The following is a 16175-nucleotide window of genomic DNA, read 5'->3' on the forward strand; positions in this document are numbered from 1 at the left end:
CCCCCCTCACATGCCGTCGAAACTGCTGGGGGGCCGTATCGCGTCGGCCTGCGCGCCTACGGCGGTGTCCTGGTTCAGGAGGTTGTTCTTGGCGCCGTGCAGCCCGTTCAACTCCACCTGCAACCGGCCCATCAGCCGGTTCGCCTGCCCTTGCCAGGCGGTCAGCGCGTCGGAGACACCCTGGTCCAAGGCCCAGCCGGAGAGACCTTTCAGCCCGGTGTCCTCCTTCATCAGGGGACTCGCGGGGGCCACCGGGCCGACGAAGAGCGGTCGCACCGCCCCACCGCCCGCCGCCATGCGGGCGGCTACCTGGGTGTCCGGTATCAGGTCCTGTTCCATGTAATTCGTCGCGCGCTTCTTGTCGCTGGACGAACTGGCGAGTACCGGCTCGCCACCGTTCCCGGATCCCATGGGCAACCCCCGTTGCGTTCACGCTTTGAAGCTTGTCGTGAACCTTATCGGTCACTTCCGCGACGGAGACGCCCCACCCGTGGCCTGAAACACCTCATGCACAAGTCATGCACACATGGGGACGTTTGATGGGGTGACGGGGAGAAATGAGGGACGGCGGAGAGAGCCGCGCATCACGCTGAACCGATCCTTCGCCAAGGGGAGTTGCGCGATAGCCTTGCCTCGCACGCAGAGAGCACCCGCCGGGAGTCCGTCAGCCCTGATCCGCCGGCTCACGAGAGCGGACGCGGCCCCCTGCCACGTATGCTTCCTGCCTCTCCCCGCCAAGACCCCCAGACCGGAGTCCACGATGCCCGCAAACCGGCTGTCCGCAGCGACGTCGATCCTCTCGGCCGTAGCCGCCGGCACGCTGCTCGTCGGCTGTTCGGCCTCGGTCGACGTCGGAACGACCACGCCGAAGATGTCCACGGAAAAGCTCGCCACCACGGTCGCGGAAAAACTCGCCGCCACAACGGGCCAGCCCAAGCCGAACATCACCTGCCCCGAGGACCTCGCGGGCAAGGTCGGCACCACCACCCGGTGCACGCTCACGGCGGACGACGGCAGCACGTTGGGCGTCACGGTCAAGGTGACCTCGGTCGAGGGGGATCAGATCAACTTCGACATCAAGGCCGACGAAACGGCGTCCCCGGCCCCGAACTGACCGCCGCGACGAACACGGCCCAGCCGGCCGCCGGAAACACCAGTACGGGGCCGTGCGGGTTCTTGGAGTCGCGGACCGGGACATCGGCGTAGCCGTCGGCTACTTCGAGGCACTCACCCTGACTGCCGCCGCTGTAGCTCGACTTACGCCATCCCACGACGCGCTCAGTGCTGCCCATGTTCGTACTCCTCCACTACGGACCTGATCAGAGTCAGCGACACCCGCGCGGCTCTCACACGGGGAACTCGCCGTCCCTGACCGCCGCGACGAACACGGACCAGCCGACCGCCGGGAAGAACAGCGCGGGGCCGTGCGGGTTCTTGGAGTCGCGGACCGGGATATCGGCGTAGCCGTCGGCTACTTCGAGGCAGTCGCCATTGCTGCCACCGCTGTAGCTGGACTTGCGCCACCCAATGACGTGTTCACTGCTGCTCATGTGCGTATTCCTCCGCTACGGCCCTGATCAGAGCCAGTGACTCCTTATGTGGCAGTGCATCGCCTAGAGCCAGATCGTAGACCGCCTGACAGTTACTCACCAGGGCCGGATCGTCCATCAAGTGGCCTGTACTCAGACCTTCGACATAGGCGACCGGCGCCGCGTCGTCAAAGCTCATCAAGGTGAGCATGCTCTCCATGAGAGCGTGCTCTCCCGCCCCGAACGGCAGCACATGCAGCCTCAGGCGCCCCGCTTCCGTCATGCCCGCGATCTTGCGTAGTTGTTCGGCCATGGCATGCGGGCCGCCCACCCGACGCCGGAGCGCCGCCTCGTCCAACAGGGTCCAAATTACGGGTCCCACTGCTCCCTCAAGGATCTGAGAGCGTTCCATTCGGTTGACAACGCGCTGATCAAGCTCCTCCGCCCGGTGGTTCGGACGGTACGCACGGAACACCGCTCGCGCGTACTCGTCCGTCTGCAACAAGCCCGGGATGAGCGCCAGCCCGTAGTGGCGAATCACCGTTGCCTGGCGCTCCAGTTCAGCCACCACCGCGAAGTGGTCCGCGTACTTGGAGTCGAGATCCTTCAGCCATCGCGCGAAGAACCCGTCCGTCCCCAGCGCCAGATCCAGACGCTTCGCGTCATCCGGGCTCGGCAGTCGCCGCCCCGCCTCGAAGTGGCTGATCAACGTCGGCGAGCACACCACGCCCTCGCTCAGCGCCTCCTGCGTCATGTCCGCCGCCACGCGCCGGATCTTCAGCTCCTCCCCGTACTTCTGCCGAGGCGTCCGTGGTTTGCGGGCGTCCGCCATGGAATCAACTCCCTCACTTGAACTACGCGTTGTCAGGCCGAAACCTCTGGAAGCGTAGCGGCGCAAGCAACACGCTGTGAGTTATTCGTCACAGAACGAAGTGACTCGCGTACGTGTAAGGAGCGTCTGATGGACCTGAACCACGAGCCCCGCGTCGTCGTGCTGCGGTGGAGCAGGCATCCCCGTTGCGTCGGGCTGGCGCGGCTGGAGTTGCGGAAGGCGCTCGTCGGGTGGGGGCTGGCGGCGCTGGAGGACTCGGCCTTGCTCGTTCTCTCCGAACTGCTCACCAACGCCGGGCGTCACGCGCGGGTGTCGCCTGGACGGGAGATCGAGACGCGGTACGTCGCGGAACCCGCCGGTCTGCGGATCGAGGTGCACGACGCCTCGTCCGACAAGCCCGAGCAGCGGATGCCGGACCTGGACGCGTGCGACGGCAGGGGGCTCGTTCTCGTCGCCGCGCTCGCCGACCGGTGGGGTGTCAGTGACCGGAACGGGCCCGGGAAGGTGGTCTGGGCGGAGTGGTCGTACGTCCCCCCGCACCCCGTCTCCCCCGCCGCCCCCGGCGGTCCGCCGCCGTCAGGCGCTGCTCAGTGACAGCTTCACCGCGAAGCCCAGGAACAGCGCGCCCGCTGCCGATGTCATCCCCGCCGAGAGGCGCTTGCGGCGGCGGAAGGTGGCGGCGAGGCGCGTGCCGCCGAAGATCAGGGCCGACAGATAGAGGGCGCTGGCCACGTTCGCGAGGAGTCCCAGCACGACGAAGGACAGCGCCGGGTGCGCGTAGCCCGGGTCGACGAACTGCACGAAGAAGGAGATGAAGAACAGGATCGCCTTCGGGTTGAACAGGCTGATCACCAGCGCCCTGCGATACGGCCGCTCGCCGGGCGTCGGCGAGGAAGAGGAGGCGGACGTGGACTCCACCGCCTCCGCGCGCTCGTGCCGGCTGCGCCACAGCGACCAGGCCGCGCGCATCATCCCGATGGCGAGCCAGGTCAGATAGCCGGCACCGGCGAACTTCACGATGCCGAACGCCAGCTCATTGGCCTGGAGCAGCGACGCGACACCGGCGGCGGAGAGCACCATCAGTATGGTGTCGCCGCACCAGACGCCCGCCGCCGCGGAATAGCCCGCGCGTATCCCGCGCCTGGCCGCGACCGAGAGCACATAGAGCGAGTTCGGTCCCGGCAGCAGAACGATCAGTACGAGGCCCACCAGATAGGTCGGCAGATCAGTCACACCCAGCATGGCCGGAGTGTCGCACATATGGACCAACCGCCCGCACGCGTGTCCCATCCCATGGACTCCTGGCCCCCGGCGAAGACCTCAGAGGGCGCCCGCAGAGCCCTGTTTGGCCACTCTCACGGGATGCGCCTCGTCTCGTCACCCGTCGCCGTGGTGACGCTGAGCCACTCCCGCGCCGCCTGCGGCGTGGCGAGGCGGATGACGTCGAGGGGGGCGAACCGGGGGTCGGCGCAGCGGGTGGCGATATCAGCCCTGCGGCGCGCGTACTGCGACCAGGCCCACCAGGCGGGGTGGTCGGCCGTGAACCAGTCGCCCACGGTTTCGACGTTTCCACCGAAGATCCGGCGGCGGAACAGGGTGCGGGCCACCGACCGGCGCAGGACGCGGCGCATGATCACGGGGCGGGAGTAGTCGAGCCAGACGATGGTGTCGGCTCGGGACCACAACAGGTCTCGGACCTGCGGGTAGCCGTAGGAGTCGAAGATCCAGGAGGGGCCGGAGCTGATCCGCGACACGTCCTCGAACAGGCGTGGGTTCTCCGCCCATTGGGGCCCGGCGATGGCCAGCGCGTCCATCTCGTGGAAGGGGATCGCGACGCGCCCGGCGATCGCGCGGGCCAGCGTGGTCTTGCCCGCACCCGTGCTCCCGGCGACCAGTACTCGTTTCATCGAGGAAACACTCTTCACCTGCGCACTCAAGGTCAAGTGGCTCATCACGGAAGAGGGTGCCGCCGCAGTCCGAAGCTGCCCAGTCCGAAGCTGCCGGGGTCCGAAGCCGCCGGGGTCCGGCCGGTCCGCTCAGGTGCGGTCGTGGAGAGTGACCTGGTACCCGTCGGGGTCGGCGAAGGTGAATGTCCGGCCGAAGGGGCCGTCGACCGGTGCGGAGACGATGGTGTGACCGTCGGCGACGAGAGCGTCGTGAATGGCCTGGACGTCGGTGGCGTGGAGCCAGATCGCGGCACCGATGCCGGGCTGGGCGACGGATGCGAGGTCGGTGCCGGGAACGATGTCGCGGAGTGCGAACGCGATCGGCTTCGTCTCGAAGACGACGGCGTGCGGAGGTCCGGCTTGCGAGCGGACGAGGCCCAGGTACTGCTCGTAGAACGCCTGCGAGGCGTCGAGATCGCGCGCTTGGAGCGAGAGGAAGTCGGGGCCGGTGGCGGGCATGATGATGCTCCTTCTTTTCGTGTCAGCTTTCTGACACAGCCAAGCTATGTCAGAATCCTGACATGAATCAAGACGGTGTCGACCTGGAGACATCACTGGGCTACCTGCTGAAAGAGGCGTCGAGCGTCCTGCGCTCAGCCATGGAGGAGGTGCTGCGGCCGCTCGGGATGAGCGTGACGCACTACTCCTGCCTCGAACTGCTGGCTCAACGACCGGGGTTGTCGAACTCCGAGCTCGCGCGCGGCGCGTTCGTGACACGGCAGTCGATGAACGTACTGCTCCAGGCCCTGGAACGAGAGGGCTACGTGACCAGGCCCGCGGAGGCACCCGTCGGGAAGGTTCTTCCCACGCGGCTCACACCTCGCGGCCGGCGGAGCCTGGAGAAGGCGACCGTGGCCGTCCGGTCCGTCGAGGTCAGAATGCTGGCCGGTATGACCGAGACCGAGCGGTCAGGCGCGTTGCGGATCCTGCGGAGCATGATCCATTCCCTGCGCGAGGGCGACGACGGTCCCTAGCCCGTTCCCCGGCGCGCTCGTTCCCCGGCACGCTCGTTCCCCGGCGCACGTCTCGGCCCGCCGGGGGGGCGGCGAGAATTCAGCGCGCGTCCGTCGGCACGTACGTCCCCCACACCTCCCGCAGCGCGTCACAGACCTCCCCCACCGTCGCCCGCGCCGCCAGCGCCGTCTTCATCGGAGGCAGCACGTTCGCCGTCCCCTCCGCCGCCGCGCGCAGTTCCGCCAGCGCGCCGTCCACCGCCGACCGGTCCCGTTCCGACCGCAGCCGCGCCAGCCGGGCCGCCTGCCGGGCCTCGATCGCCGGGTCGACGCGGAGCGGCTCGTACGGTTCCTCCTCGTCCATGGTGAAGCGGTTGACGCCGACGACCACCCGCTCCCCGCTCTCCGTCTCGCGGGTGACGGCGTACGCGCTGCGCTCGATCTCGCTCTTCTGGAAGCCGCGCTCGATCGCCTCGACCGCGCCGCCCATGTCCTCGACCCGCGCCATCAGCGCGACCGCCGCGTCCTCGACGTCGTCCGTCATGCGCTCGACGGCGTAGGAACCGGCGAACGGGTCGACGGTGGCGGTGATGTCCGTCTCGTACGCCAGCACCTGCTGCGTCCGCAGCGCGAGCCGGGCCGAGGTGGCCGTCGGCAGGGCGATGGCCTCGTCGAAGGAGTTGGTGTGCAGCGACTGCGTACCGCCCAGCACCGCCGCCAGCCCCTGGACCGCCACCCGTACGAGATTGACCTCGGGCTGCTGCGCGGTCAGCTGTACGCCGGCGGTCTGGGTATGGAAGCGCAGCATCAGGGACTTGGGGTCGCGCGCGCCGAACTCCTCGCGCATGACCCGGGCCCAGATACGCCGCGCGGCGCGGAACTTGGCGACCTCTTCGAGCAGCGTCGTACGGGAGACGAAGAAGAAGGAGAGCCGGGGCGCGAAGTCGTCGACGTCCATACCGGCGGCGACGGCCGTCCGTACGTACGCGATCCCGTTGGCCAGCGTGAACGCGATCTCCTGCGCGGGCGTGGCCCCGGCCTCCGCCATGTGGTATCCGGAGATCGAGATGGTGTTCCATCGGGGCAGCCGCGTGCGGCAGTACTGGAAGATGTCCGCCGTCAGCCGCAGCGAAGGTTTGGGCGGGAAGATGTACGTGCCGCGGGCGATGTACTCCTTGAGCACGTCGTTCTGGACGGTGCCGGTCAGGGCGGTGCCCGGCACGCCCTGTTCCTCCGCCACCAGTTGGTGGAGCAGGAGCAGCAGCGCCGCGGGCGCGTTGATCGTCATCGACGTGGAGACCTGGTCGAGCGGGATCCCGTCGAACAGCACGCGCATGTCGTCGACCGAGTCGATCGCGACCCCGACCTTGCCGACCTCGCCGCTCGCGAGCGGCGCGTCGCTGTCGTACCCCATCTGGGTCGGCAGATCGAAGGCGACGGACAGGCCCGTCGTGCCGTGGGCGATCAACTCCCGGTAGCGGGCGTTGGACTCGGCGGCGGTGCCGAACCCGGCGTACTGGCGCATCGTCCACGGCCGGCCGGTGTACATCGACGGATAGACCCCGCGGGTGAAGGGGTACGCGCCGGGCTCGCCGAGCTTCTCCGCCGGGTCCCATCCCTCCAGCGCGCCGGGGCCGTAGACCGGTTCGATGGGCAGACCGCTCTCGGTCAGCCGTTCCCGCCGGACGGGTTCGCGTGCCATCTGCTCTGCTCCCTGCCTCCGCTGACGGACAGTCATGACCGGCCGGTCATGACGGACTGTAGCGGCGGGCGTACGGCGGGAACGGGGCACACGCGGGAACGGCGCGCACCCGGGAACGGGGCATACGCGGGGAACCCGGTCCACCCGTACGTCCCGCACCGGTCGTACCAGTGCGGGACGTACGGTCATACCGGCCCTCAGCCCTGGAGCCGCGCCCTGCTCCGGGCCCGGCTGCGCTGCACCGCGCGGGTGATCACGGGCGGCAGCACATCGATCGCGACACGCCGCACCTTGGACCTGGTCGACCTGCGCCGGGGAGCGGCGGGGGCCGGGGCGGCCGTGGCCGCCGACGCGGCCGGCTCCTCCGGCTCGGGCTCCGGCTCCGGCTCCGGCTCCACGTAGTACTTGGAGAAGGGGAAGTCGGGCGCCTTCATACCGCGCGACCTGAGCCGCACGATCCGGTGCCCGGCCGCCTGCTGGAGGCTCAGATCGCAGTCCGCGCGCTCCTGGGCCATGGCGATCAGTTCGTCCTGGATCGGCTCCGGATCGTCCCAGGTGGCGTACAGCTTCTGGGTGCTCAGACAGATCGGGCGCAGACCGCGGTTGAGCACCGCTTCCCAGGCCGCGATGGAGACGCCGGGGGTGTGCTCGGAGCGGAAGTCGTCGAGGACGACGATGCCGCCGGGCAGCAGGATGTCCCGCGCCGCGCCGATGTCGCCGTACACATGCTCGTAGAGGTGCGAGGCGTCGATATGGACGAACCGGGCCGACTTCGGCTCGACTTCGTCGGAGATCACCGAACTGGGGGCCTGGAGCACCCGCGGCAGCTCGTCGTGGAACGAGAGATAGTTCCGCTCGAACGCCTCCCGGGTCAGCGTCGCGTACGACTTCGCGGTCTCGGCGCCATTGGCCTGGTCGGGCGCCTCGGACTCGAACAGGTCACAGACGGTGAACTTCTCGCCGTCCCGGAGATGGTGGCCGAGGAAGATCGCGCTCTTGCCCATGAAGACGCCGAGTTCCAGCAGATCTCCGCGCTCGCCCCGTTCCTCCTGCCGGGTGAGCAGTTTCTCGAAGAGCACCTGGTCGAGCGGGGGAAACCAGCCCCGGACATCGTTGAGTTCGTTGGGGCGCGGCTTGTCTTCGTACGGGGTCGTCATGAGAGAACCTTCACGAGGAATCATCAGGAATCACGGATGATCGGGAATTACCGAAAAGCACACGAACGCGCGAGCGCACCGATACACCAGCGCACGGACACACCAGCGCACTGACGCACTGGCGGACTTCGGCAGACACGGATCACCGCCGGGCAGCCATGCGCGGGATCATGTCAGTCCGAACGGGCAGCATGGCCGGAAGTACTTTCACTTCGGGGAATCGCCTACTGGAATTCATCTCCCGGCAAGGGAAGATGACTCGGGGGCACGATTCCTCGCCCGCTTGGGCAATCGCCCCCTGCGGAGGACCGTCTGAGGGAACACTGAGGAACACATGCCATGGATCACGGGAGAAACCGGGGGACGCCGAAGATGCTCAGCACATCCGCCCTTCGCAGAGGGCTCGCCACAGCCGCCGTGCTGGCCGCGGGCGTCGGCTGTACGGTGCAGCCGCTCCCCGGCGGAGGGGCGGCCGACGCCAAGCCGGGCACCGTTCCCCTGACGACGGAGTTCACGCCGCCGCCCGTACCGTCGCCGTGGCCGTCGCCCACACCGCCGACGCCCCCCGCCGACGAGACCACGACGGCCCCGGCGCCCACGCCCACGCCGCCCCGGACCTTCACACCGGCCCCGGACCCGACGCCGAGCCGGACCCCGTCCCGGCCCAGGACGCTGATGGCGAACGGCTCGGAGAGCGAGCGGGTACGGGAACTCCAGGCCAGGCTCCAGCAGACCGGTCACTTCGAACTCAACCCGACCGGCTACTACGGCTCCATCACGGTCGACGCCGTCTCCTCCTTCCAGCAGGACCGCGGGCTGACCGCCACCGGCGCGACGGACGCCCTCACCTGGCAGCGGCTGGTCGGGCTGACCAGGAATCCGACCCGTGCCGAACTCCACCCGTCCACCAGCAGGCCGGTCGCCAAGCCCGACCCGGAGTGCATGAAGGGCCGGGTGATGTGCATCAGCAAGAGCAGCCGCACACTTACGTGGATGATCGACGGCAAGGTCAAGTCGGCGATGGACGTGCGCTTCGGCTCGCAGTACACCCCGACCCGTGAGGGCGCGTTCTCGGTGGGCTGGAAGTCACGGGACCATGTCTCGACGCTGTACGACACCCCGATGCCGTACGCGATGTTCTTCAGCGGCGGCCAAGCGGTGCACTTCTCGGCCGACTTCGCGGCCCGCGGTTACGAGGGTGCCTCGCACGGCTGCGTCAATGTCCGGGACGAGAAGAAGGTCGCCTCGCTCTTCGACCAGGTCCGCACGGGCGACAAAGTGGTCATCTACTGGTGACGGGGCCCGGCGCACGGAACGAGAGGTGGCGCGGGCGGGACCGGGGGAACGTGTCCCGCCCGCGCCGAGTGCGCTGAGCCGCAGGTACGGGGGGAACCCCGGCTCTATGCGCGGCCGATGACCAGTCGGCTCACTCTGTACTGCGCCGCGGCCCGCAAAAACGTCACACCTGATCTCCCGGAAGCGTAAAGCTCCAGTTCAGGAGGGTGTGGGGAGCTATTCGTCAGATTCCGTGTCCGCGCCAGAACGGGCCGTGATCATGGCCGGATCCGGCTGCTGGTCCGGCACGCGGTCAGGCTAGTGGCCCGGCGCGGTGGTGCTCGGTGACGGGACCGGCGTCACGCTCGGAGCCGAAGTCGGAGTCGGGGTCGGGAACGGGACCGGGACCGAGGTCGGGGTCGGGGTCGGGACCGGGGTCTGCGTCGGGGGCTCGAACGGCGCGGGCGTCCAGTGCGGGGGCGGCGGGGGTGCTTGGTGTGTGGGCACGCCCGGCGATCCCACGAACCCTCCGCCGCCCCCCTTCCCGCTGTCGCCCTCGCCGTCGTCGCCCCCGTCGTCCTCGCCCCTGCCTCCGTTGCCGAGCTGCCCGCCCTTGTCGCCCTTGCCACCCTTGTCGTTCGGGCCGTTCTTGATGTGGTCGCGCAGGTCACCGTCCAGCAGCCGTGCGCAGAACCGCGCGGCCCCTTCCGGCCCCTTGGCCGCCGACTCCAGGGCCTTCTTGCGCTGCGGGTCCAGGACGCCGTCGCGGTAGGCGCGGCAGGCCTTGACCGTCTTCCTGAACCACTCCCCGGACGCGGTGTCCGGGATACGACCGGGCCACTGGTCCACACCCGGCCCGTTCCCGCCGCCGTCGCCACCGTTTCCGTCCGTCTCGGCGCGGTGTTCGCCCTTGAGCGCACCACCGCCCCCGGACGTGTGCGAGGGCGAGGGCGGAGGCGGCGCGGGCCGTTCCTTCACCGTCCCGCTCGGGGTCTCCGAGGGGGTGGCCGGGTCCCGGCTCCGGTCGGACGATCCGGAGACGAGCGGCTCCGGAGAGGCCACCGAGGAAACGGAGTTGGCGGGGACCGGATCGTGTCCGTCGCCGAAGATCGGGGGCAGTACGCCGACGCCCGCCGCGACCACGATGCCGCCGAGCGCACAGCCGGCCACCGCCGCCGCGAGTCCCCTGCGCATGGGGCGGGCGAACCGCGGCGCGCGTACGGCCCGGGGCGCCAGCGCGATACGTACCGTACCGAGCAGATCCCCGGCGCCCGCGCCCATGGCCCCGCGGCCCCGGACGGCCTCGCCGCCCCGGACCGTCTCGCCGCCCCGGACGGCCTCGCGCGCGCCGGCGCCCTCGGCCACCGCTTTACGGAATGCGGCCAAGGCGGCGGCTTCGCCGGGAAGTTCCTCTTCGGAGGTTTCGTTCGCGTATGTTTCGTTCGCGTATGTGACGGCGCTCATGTCCCGCAGGGCCTGGGCGAGCTGTTCCGACCGCGCCCGGACGTGTTCGTCCCCCGTCTCGACAGGCTCACCGCGCAGCAATCTCTCCGCCGCGTCCCTGTCGAGCCACGGGTCTCGCTCGTCAGCCATCACATGTCCTTCTGCGTCCGCAGGCGCGAATCCGTCACACCCGCGGAGGCCCCGGCTCCGGGCCGCACGGTGCGCTGAGGCGGTACGCCGCCGAGTCCGCCGTCCCGACCCGGGACACCCGGGGACGCGCCGGGAGAAGTGCCGGGGTGCTCGGGGCCGTCGTCGGCGTCGAGCAGTTCGGCGAGGCGTTTGAGTCCGCGGTGGGCGGCCGTCCGTACCGCGCCGGGCCGTTTGCCCAGCGTCTTGGCCGCGCTCTTCGCGTCGAGTCCGACCACCACCCGCAGGACGACGGCCTCGGCCTGGTCCTGCGGCAACCGCGCGATCAGCGCCATCGTCCGGCCGGTGGCGAGTGCTTCCATCGCCTCGTCCGCCGTGTCCGAGTCGGCCGCTTTCCCGGTCAGCTCGGTCTCGTCGGCGCCGATCGCGGGGCGCCTGCCGCGCATCCGTATGTGGTCGAGGGCGCGGTTCCGTGCGATCCGGGCGGCCCAGCCGCGGAAGCGGTCGGCGTCTCCGGTGAAGCGGTCGAGATCGCGGGCGATCTGCAACCAGGCCTCGGAGGCCACGTCCTCGGCGTCCGGCTCACCGACGAGAGTCCGTAGATAGCCCAACAGCCGCGGGTGCACCGCGCGGTACACAGTACGGAACGCGTCCTCGTCCCCGTCCTGTGCCGCGAGCACCGCGGCGGTCAGCTCCGCGTCGTCCCCCAGCACTCCCACAACCTGTCCTGAAATCGCGGCTGGTCACTGGCCACGCCGCCCCACGCGAATCTGCACGCTACGGCCTTCCCGGGCCCGCGTCCATGACTTGTACAACCTGCAACAACCCGCTGACGTTCTGCGGTGTGACAGAAAACGCATCGGTGGCGCTGATATGAGTACGGGGCCGTAACGCGGCTCCGCCGGACGGCGACCGGGGCCTCTCCTGTGGGGGGTGGCGGCCCCGGTCGTCCTCCCCTCGCCCCGTACGAACCACGCACATGCGGGCGAATGGATCCGGTCATCACGAAAGCCGGGCCTGCCGATGGCACTCCTGCCCCTCCGGCCCCACCCGCGTTCACGGCTCCGCGCGTTCGCATCTCCGCGCGTTCGCTCAGCTCCCCGCCCGCGCGCGGCGCGAGACCACCGCGCGCAGCACCCGCTGCCCCTCGGTCGACAGGTCCAGGGCCCGGCGCACCCCGGCGGCCCCCGCCGTCTCGGCGAGGATCTCCAGGATCGCGATCTGGCGCCGCAGTTCACCGGCGGCCAGCGGCCCGATCCCGTCCGTACTCTCCGCGCCGTCCGCCGCGTCCGTCACCGCACCGGTGTCCTCGCGGCACCACGCGAGCCGTTCCGCCGCGGCGGCGGGCCCGTCCTCGCCCACCGGGTCGAACTGCTGGTGGATCTCCAGCGCGACGACGGAGCAGGTGTCCGCCCAGGTCCGCAGCGGACCGGCCGCCCACTCCGAGGGCGCGGCGCCGAGCATGGTCCGTACGAGCGCGGTGGTGACGTCGGGGGCCGCGCCGCATACGGCGTCCAGGGCGTCCCTCGACGCCGACAGCCGCTCCGTCCAGTCCCCTTCGCCGCTGACGACCCCTGCCCACAGCGGTCGCAGGACCTCGGTCTCCTCGGCGAGCAGCGGCAGGCACCGGTCGAGGCAGGCGAGCCCGCTCGCGGCGAGGCCGCGCTCGTCCGCCTCTGCGATCAGCTTCACCAGGCTCATTCACGTCTCCCGTCACGGACGCAGTACTGCCCCCTTGCCCCCTACTGCGTCGAACGGCTGGAATACGTCACTCGTAGATCGTCCGGAACGCACCCTCGGCTCGCTCCGGACCGGCTGAACACGGACTAAACGCGCGGTTTTTCCGGTAAGCCCGGGATTCCGAGCCCGTCGAGCAGGCGGAAGAACAACTCCTCGGCGAATGATTCCGGCCGCTCCAGGCGCAGCACTTCGAGGAGCGTCCCGGGCTCCACGGCGGCGCTCACCGCGCTGCCCGCCTCCGTGGACCAGGCGACGGCCCGGCGTGTCGCGTCCTCCGCCGACAGGAAGAGTTCTTCGAGAAGCATGTCGTTCACGGCGAGATGGCGGGCCATCGGTTCCCGTGCCAGACAGGCGTACCAGGACCCGCTCTCGGGAGCCGCCGCCTCCACCGCCACGCATTCGCTGCCCATGACGAAGCCGAAGAGCACCGGCGATCCCATGGCCCTGGCCAGCCCGCCCATGTCACCGATGTCGGGCTCGCTGGGATGCCGCCACACCTGCCAGCCGTCCGACCGTAGCTGATGGAGCGTCAGATCGTGGCGTACGGCCGCCAGCGCCGGCTGCTCGGCGAGCGGACGCTCGCTCCGGCCCACGACGAAATAGCCCCAGAAACCCATGTTCCGCTCCCCCGTACGTACCCACGCATATGTGGGCTACAGCCTCACCCGGTCCATAAGACACCGGCCCCGCGCGGCACGGATCCACCACAAGGCCGCCACGTCTCGTCCACAACGCGGGGCGCGGCAGGCGCCATCACTCCCGCGCCTGCCGCGCCCCGCCCCGCCGCCGTCTCAGCCGGTCATCCGGCGCTGGACACCTTCGCCGCCAGCGACTGGAACGCGCTCCAGCTCAGCGTCGGTCTGGCCGGGTTCCACAGCTTCTGGGACGTGGCCGCCAGCGGCAGCCTGATCCCGTTCGCCACCTGGTCCTGGGTCTGCGCGTTCGGGAAGTCGCCCCAGACCGCGAACAGACCGCCCTGGATCTGCTTCGAGTACCGCTCGGGCACCGGCGTCGTCCCGCGCAGGACCAGCGGGGTCCACTCCTCGTAGATCCGCTTCCCGGTCGGGTAGACGAAGTTGTTCGGCTGGCCGAGCACGTAGTACAGGTACTCGTCGTTGAAGTTCACGACCTTGCGGCCCTCGTTCAGGTACTCCACGGGAGGCCGGGCCCCGATCTCCCGGCCCGTCCAGTACTGGACCTCCAGGGCGGGATCGGCCTTCACGACACCGCCCCTGAAGAGGCCGTCGTTCCAGACCTTGAGCTTCTTCTTGTACGGAGCGAGCGCCGCGGCCCGGTCGTTCGTCCAGGCGGTCGTCAGATCCTGGACCTTGGCGTTCGGCCCGTACTTCTGGACGGCGAGCTTCGCCAGCTTCGGGTACGACGCCTCGGGGTTCGGCACCACCAGCGCCTGGTACTCGTCCGCGCCGAGGTTCCAGTACGGCCCGTTGAACAGCTGGGCGAACTCGCGGTCCAGTTCATCGATGAGCTTCCCCGCCGCGGGCTGCGAGATGTCGATCGCGCCCTTCGTGGGCACCCCGTTCACGTTGCGCAGCTGGAGCGAGGGGTAGGCGCGCAGGACCGCTCCCAGATGTCCCGGGGAGTCGATCTCCGGGACGACGGTGATGTGCAGCTGTTCGGCCAGCTCCAGGATCTTCTTGACGTCGGCCCGGGAGAGATGCTGCGCGGAGACGATCTCCGGATGGGTCCTGGACTCGATGCGGAAGCCCTGGTCGTCGGAGAAGTGCAGCCCCAGCTGGTTGAGCTTGAGGTCGGCCATCTCGCGCATCCGGGCCTCGATCCAGCCCGGCGTGTAGTACTTGCGGGCGATGTCGAGGTTCAGCCCGCGCTGCGCACGGGCGGGGCTGTCCTGGACGACGCCCTCCGGCATCACGCCGTCGGCGCGTATGGACTGCTTGAGCGTGCGGGTGCCGTAGAAGACCCCGGCCTGGCCGGGTCCGGTGATCCGCACCCGGCCGCCGCTCGTGGTGAGCGTGTACGACTCGGCGGAGCCGCTGCCGCTCTTCAGCGCCAGCTCGACATCGCCGGCCCGCGCCTCGACCGCGCCCCGGTAGCCGATCTTCAGCTCCTTGGCGAGCAGCTTGCCCTCGTCGGCGAGGCCCTCACTGCCCTTGGCTATGACGACCCCGCTGTTCGAGGCGGGTCTCCAGCCGGGACCGCGCGCCGCCTCGTGCTTCCGCACGGAGGGTATGCCGCGCGGCGAGGAGGAGAGCGGATACGACCGTGTGGGTGACGGCGTGGGGCTCACGGCGGAACGGTCCGCCTGGCCCGAGGCGGCCGCCGACCGCGACCGCTCGTCCCCCGGTGCACCGGAACCCGTGCCCGTGGAGCCACACGCCGACACCGAGACGGCGGCGGCCAGTGCGACGACCACTCCGGCGGCTCGGGCACCCTTTGATGGCGACATCACTCAAACCTCCTGTGTGCGGCTGTCCAGCGAAAGTGCGACATGATTACGGCGAAGGTCGCACGGCGGCGTCCATCTCGCGCGTCGAAACTCTCCCATCCGGGTGAAAATCGCGCATCCGTCGGACGTCTTCCCCGGGGCGTCGATAACGTTTACGACGCATTTGCCACTCCGTGCTCAACCGCACCGCGCGTGAGCACGTCTGCCAGTACGCCTGTGCCCGTACGTCTGTCGTCTCATCCGCCCATCGCGTGCCTCACGCACTGCGCGTGTCGCATCACTGTGTCGCACCGCAGCCGTCGCACCGCAGCCGTCCCGCCGCGTTCGAGGAGCCCACGCTGTCCCGCGCGTCCCACACCGGTCATACGACCGGTCATACGACCGGCCCCATGACCTGCCCGACGAACGACCCCGCCGATGGCCGCGCGAACGGCCTCCGCCGTTTCAACGTCCTCCCGCCGGACATCGCGGAGGCCGCGCTGCTCGTCTGCTGCGGCAGCCGTCGGTGGGCCCAGCGGATGGCCGCGCACCGCCCGTACCACGATGTCGACTCGCTGCTCGCGGCCTCCGACGAGGCGAGCTACGACCTCTCCCACGCCGATCTCGCCGAGGCGCTCGCCGCCGAGGCGTCCTCGGGGCCGCCCCACAGCGCGCCGGCCGCGGCCAGGACGGCGCTGCGCGCCGCGCACGCCGCGTACGAGAGCAGCTTCGGACACGCGTTCGTGATCAGCCTCGATGAGCACCGCCCGGAGGAGTACCTCGACCAGGTGCTGGCCGGTATCCGCGCCCGGCTCGCCCACGAACCGGACCACGAGAGATCCGTCTCCGCCGACGAGCTGCGCCGACTCGCCCGGGGACGGCTGGCCCGGCTGCTCGCTTCCGGGCCGGACGGAGCGGCCCGCCGCGCCGCTGCCGGAGCGACGGGCCTCACCGCGGGAGTGGCCGACCTCACCCCGGGGGCGACCGGCCTCACCGCCGGAGCGTCCGGCTCCGCCGCCGCCGGCCCCGCCGCATAGCCCGAGACGG

19 protein-coding genes are annotated in these 16175 nt (G+C 70.0%); 5 read left to right on the forward strand and 14 right to left on the reverse strand.

Going from position 1 to position 16175, the window contains the following annotated elements:
- Positions 1 to 6 precede the first annotated feature (6 nt).
- Positions 7 to 411 (reverse strand): hypothetical protein, encoded by a 405-nt coding sequence (locus tag CU044_RS23700; RefSeq protein ID WP_129770724.1) that lies wholly within the window; start codon positions 409 to 411, stop codon positions 7 to 9.
- Positions 412 to 760: 349 nt separating this feature from the next.
- Between CU044_RS23700 and CU044_RS23705 the strand changes: the two genes are divergently transcribed.
- The gene (locus tag CU044_RS23705; RefSeq protein WP_129770725.1) at positions 761 to 1114 is read left to right on the forward strand and encodes a DUF4333 domain-containing protein; all 354 of its coding nucleotides are present in this window, start codon (positions 761 to 763) and stop codon (positions 1112 to 1114) included.
- Here CU044_RS23705 and CU044_RS23710 read toward each other — a convergent pair.
- The 3 genes from CU044_RS23710 to CU044_RS23720 are packed head-to-tail and all read right to left on the reverse strand — an operon-like array spanning position 1077 to position 2361.
- Positions 1077 to 1292, reverse strand: a complete 216-nt coding sequence (locus CU044_RS23710) for a DUF397 domain-containing protein (RefSeq protein WP_129770726.1) — start codon at positions 1290 to 1292, stop codon at positions 1077 to 1079. The two genes, CU044_RS23705 and CU044_RS23710, sit on opposite strands and share 38 nt — an antisense overlap.
- 54 nt (positions 1293 to 1346) lie before the next feature.
- Positions 1347 to 1550 (reverse strand): DUF397 domain-containing protein, encoded by a 204-nt coding sequence (locus tag CU044_RS23715; protein ID WP_129770727.1) that lies wholly within the window; start codon positions 1548 to 1550, stop codon positions 1347 to 1349.
- Positions 1537 to 2361, reverse strand: a complete 825-nt coding sequence (locus tag CU044_RS23720; protein WP_129770728.1) for a helix-turn-helix transcriptional regulator — start codon at positions 2359 to 2361, stop codon at positions 1537 to 1539. Before CU044_RS23720 ends, CU044_RS23715 begins: the two co-directional genes overlap by 14 nt.
- A gap of 129 nt (positions 2362 to 2490) precedes the next feature.
- Between CU044_RS23720 and CU044_RS23725 the strand changes: the two genes are divergently transcribed.
- Positions 2491 to 2955, forward strand: a complete 465-nt coding sequence (locus CU044_RS23725; RefSeq protein WP_129770729.1) for an ATP-binding protein — start codon at positions 2491 to 2493, stop codon at positions 2953 to 2955.
- Here the strand turns inward: CU044_RS23725 and leuE are convergent.
- The 3 genes from leuE to CU044_RS23740 all read right to left on the reverse strand — a co-directional run bounded on the left by leuE (position 2938) and on the right by CU044_RS23740 (position 4766).
- Positions 2938 to 3603 carry a leucine efflux protein LeuE gene (gene leuE / locus CU044_RS23730; protein ID WP_129770730.1) on the reverse strand — a complete coding sequence of 222 codons (666 nt, stop codon included), beginning with the start codon at positions 3601 to 3603 and terminating at the stop codon, positions 2938 to 2940. The two genes, CU044_RS23725 and leuE, sit on opposite strands and share 18 nt — an antisense overlap.
- 113 nt (positions 3604 to 3716) lie before the next feature.
- Positions 3717 to 4268 (reverse strand): AAA family ATPase, encoded by a 552-nt coding sequence (locus CU044_RS23735; RefSeq protein WP_129770731.1) that lies wholly within the window; start codon positions 4266 to 4268, stop codon positions 3717 to 3719.
- Between the two features lie 129 nt (positions 4269 to 4397).
- Complete coding sequence (locus CU044_RS23740; protein WP_129770732.1) at positions 4398 to 4766, reverse strand: VOC family protein; 369 nt, start codon at positions 4764 to 4766, stop codon at positions 4398 to 4400.
- A 62-nt stretch (positions 4767 to 4828) separates the two neighbouring features.
- Here CU044_RS23740 and CU044_RS23745 point away from each other — a divergent pair, with 62 nt between their 5' ends.
- Positions 4829 to 5281 carry a MarR family transcriptional regulator gene (locus tag CU044_RS23745; RefSeq protein WP_129770733.1) on the forward strand — a complete coding sequence of 151 codons (453 nt, stop codon included), beginning with the start codon at positions 4829 to 4831 and terminating at the stop codon, positions 5279 to 5281.
- Between the two features lie 79 nt (positions 5282 to 5360).
- Here the strand turns inward: CU044_RS23745 and CU044_RS23750 are convergent, their stop codons facing one another.
- Positions 5361 to 6962, reverse strand: coding sequence for a methylmalonyl-CoA mutase family protein (locus CU044_RS23750; protein ID WP_129770734.1), 1602 nt, complete (start codon positions 6960 to 6962; stop codon positions 5361 to 5363).
- 197 nt (positions 6963 to 7159) lie between these two features.
- Positions 7160 to 8119 carry a class I SAM-dependent methyltransferase gene (locus CU044_RS23755; RefSeq protein WP_129770735.1) on the reverse strand — a complete coding sequence of 320 codons (960 nt, stop codon included), beginning with the start codon at positions 8117 to 8119 and terminating at the stop codon, positions 7160 to 7162.
- A gap of 372 nt (positions 8120 to 8491) precedes the next feature.
- On the opposite strand from CU044_RS23755, the gene CU044_RS23760 reads away from it, so the two are divergent.
- On the forward strand, positions 8492 to 9415 hold the full coding sequence (locus CU044_RS23760; protein WP_129770736.1) for a L,D-transpeptidase family protein: 924 nt from the start codon (positions 8492 to 8494) through the stop codon (positions 9413 to 9415).
- A gap of 297 nt (positions 9416 to 9712) precedes the next feature.
- Here the strand turns inward: CU044_RS23760 and CU044_RS38715 are convergent, their stop codons facing one another.
- The 5 genes from CU044_RS38715 to CU044_RS23785 form a co-directional block, all read right to left on the reverse strand.
- Positions 9713 to 10987, reverse strand: a complete 1275-nt coding sequence (locus CU044_RS38715) for a hypothetical protein (RefSeq protein ID WP_165371959.1) — start codon at positions 10985 to 10987, stop codon at positions 9713 to 9715.
- Positions 10987 to 11697 carry an RNA polymerase sigma factor gene (locus tag CU044_RS23770; protein WP_129770927.1) on the reverse strand — a complete coding sequence of 237 codons (711 nt, stop codon included), beginning with the start codon at positions 11695 to 11697 and terminating at the stop codon, positions 10987 to 10989. The genes CU044_RS38715 and CU044_RS23770 overlap by 1 nt, the downstream gene beginning before the upstream one ends.
- 379 nt (positions 11698 to 12076) lie before the next feature.
- Complete coding sequence (locus CU044_RS23775; RefSeq protein ID WP_129770737.1) at positions 12077 to 12685, reverse strand: hypothetical protein; 609 nt, start codon at positions 12683 to 12685, stop codon at positions 12077 to 12079.
- A 125-nt stretch (positions 12686 to 12810) separates the two neighbouring features.
- Positions 12811 to 13341, reverse strand: coding sequence for a hypothetical protein (locus CU044_RS23780; RefSeq protein WP_129770738.1), 531 nt, complete (start codon positions 13339 to 13341; stop codon positions 12811 to 12813).
- Positions 13342 to 13523: 182 nt separating this feature from the next.
- Positions 13524 to 15149 carry a glycoside hydrolase family 20 protein gene (locus CU044_RS23785; RefSeq protein ID WP_129770739.1) on the reverse strand — a complete coding sequence of 542 codons (1626 nt, stop codon included), beginning with the start codon at positions 15147 to 15149 and terminating at the stop codon, positions 13524 to 13526.
- A gap of 389 nt (positions 15150 to 15538) precedes the next feature.
- On the opposite strand from CU044_RS23785, the gene CU044_RS23790 reads away from it, so the two are divergent.
- Complete coding sequence (locus CU044_RS23790; protein ID WP_129770740.1) at positions 15539 to 16165, forward strand: 2-oxo-4-hydroxy-4-carboxy-5-ureidoimidazoline decarboxylase; 627 nt, start codon at positions 15539 to 15541, stop codon at positions 16163 to 16165.
- Positions 16166 to 16175 lie beyond the last annotated feature (10 nt).

This window comes from Streptomyces sp. L-9-10 (assembly GCF_004151105.1).
Lineage (GTDB): Bacteria > Actinomycetota > Actinomycetes > Streptomycetales > Streptomycetaceae > Streptomyces.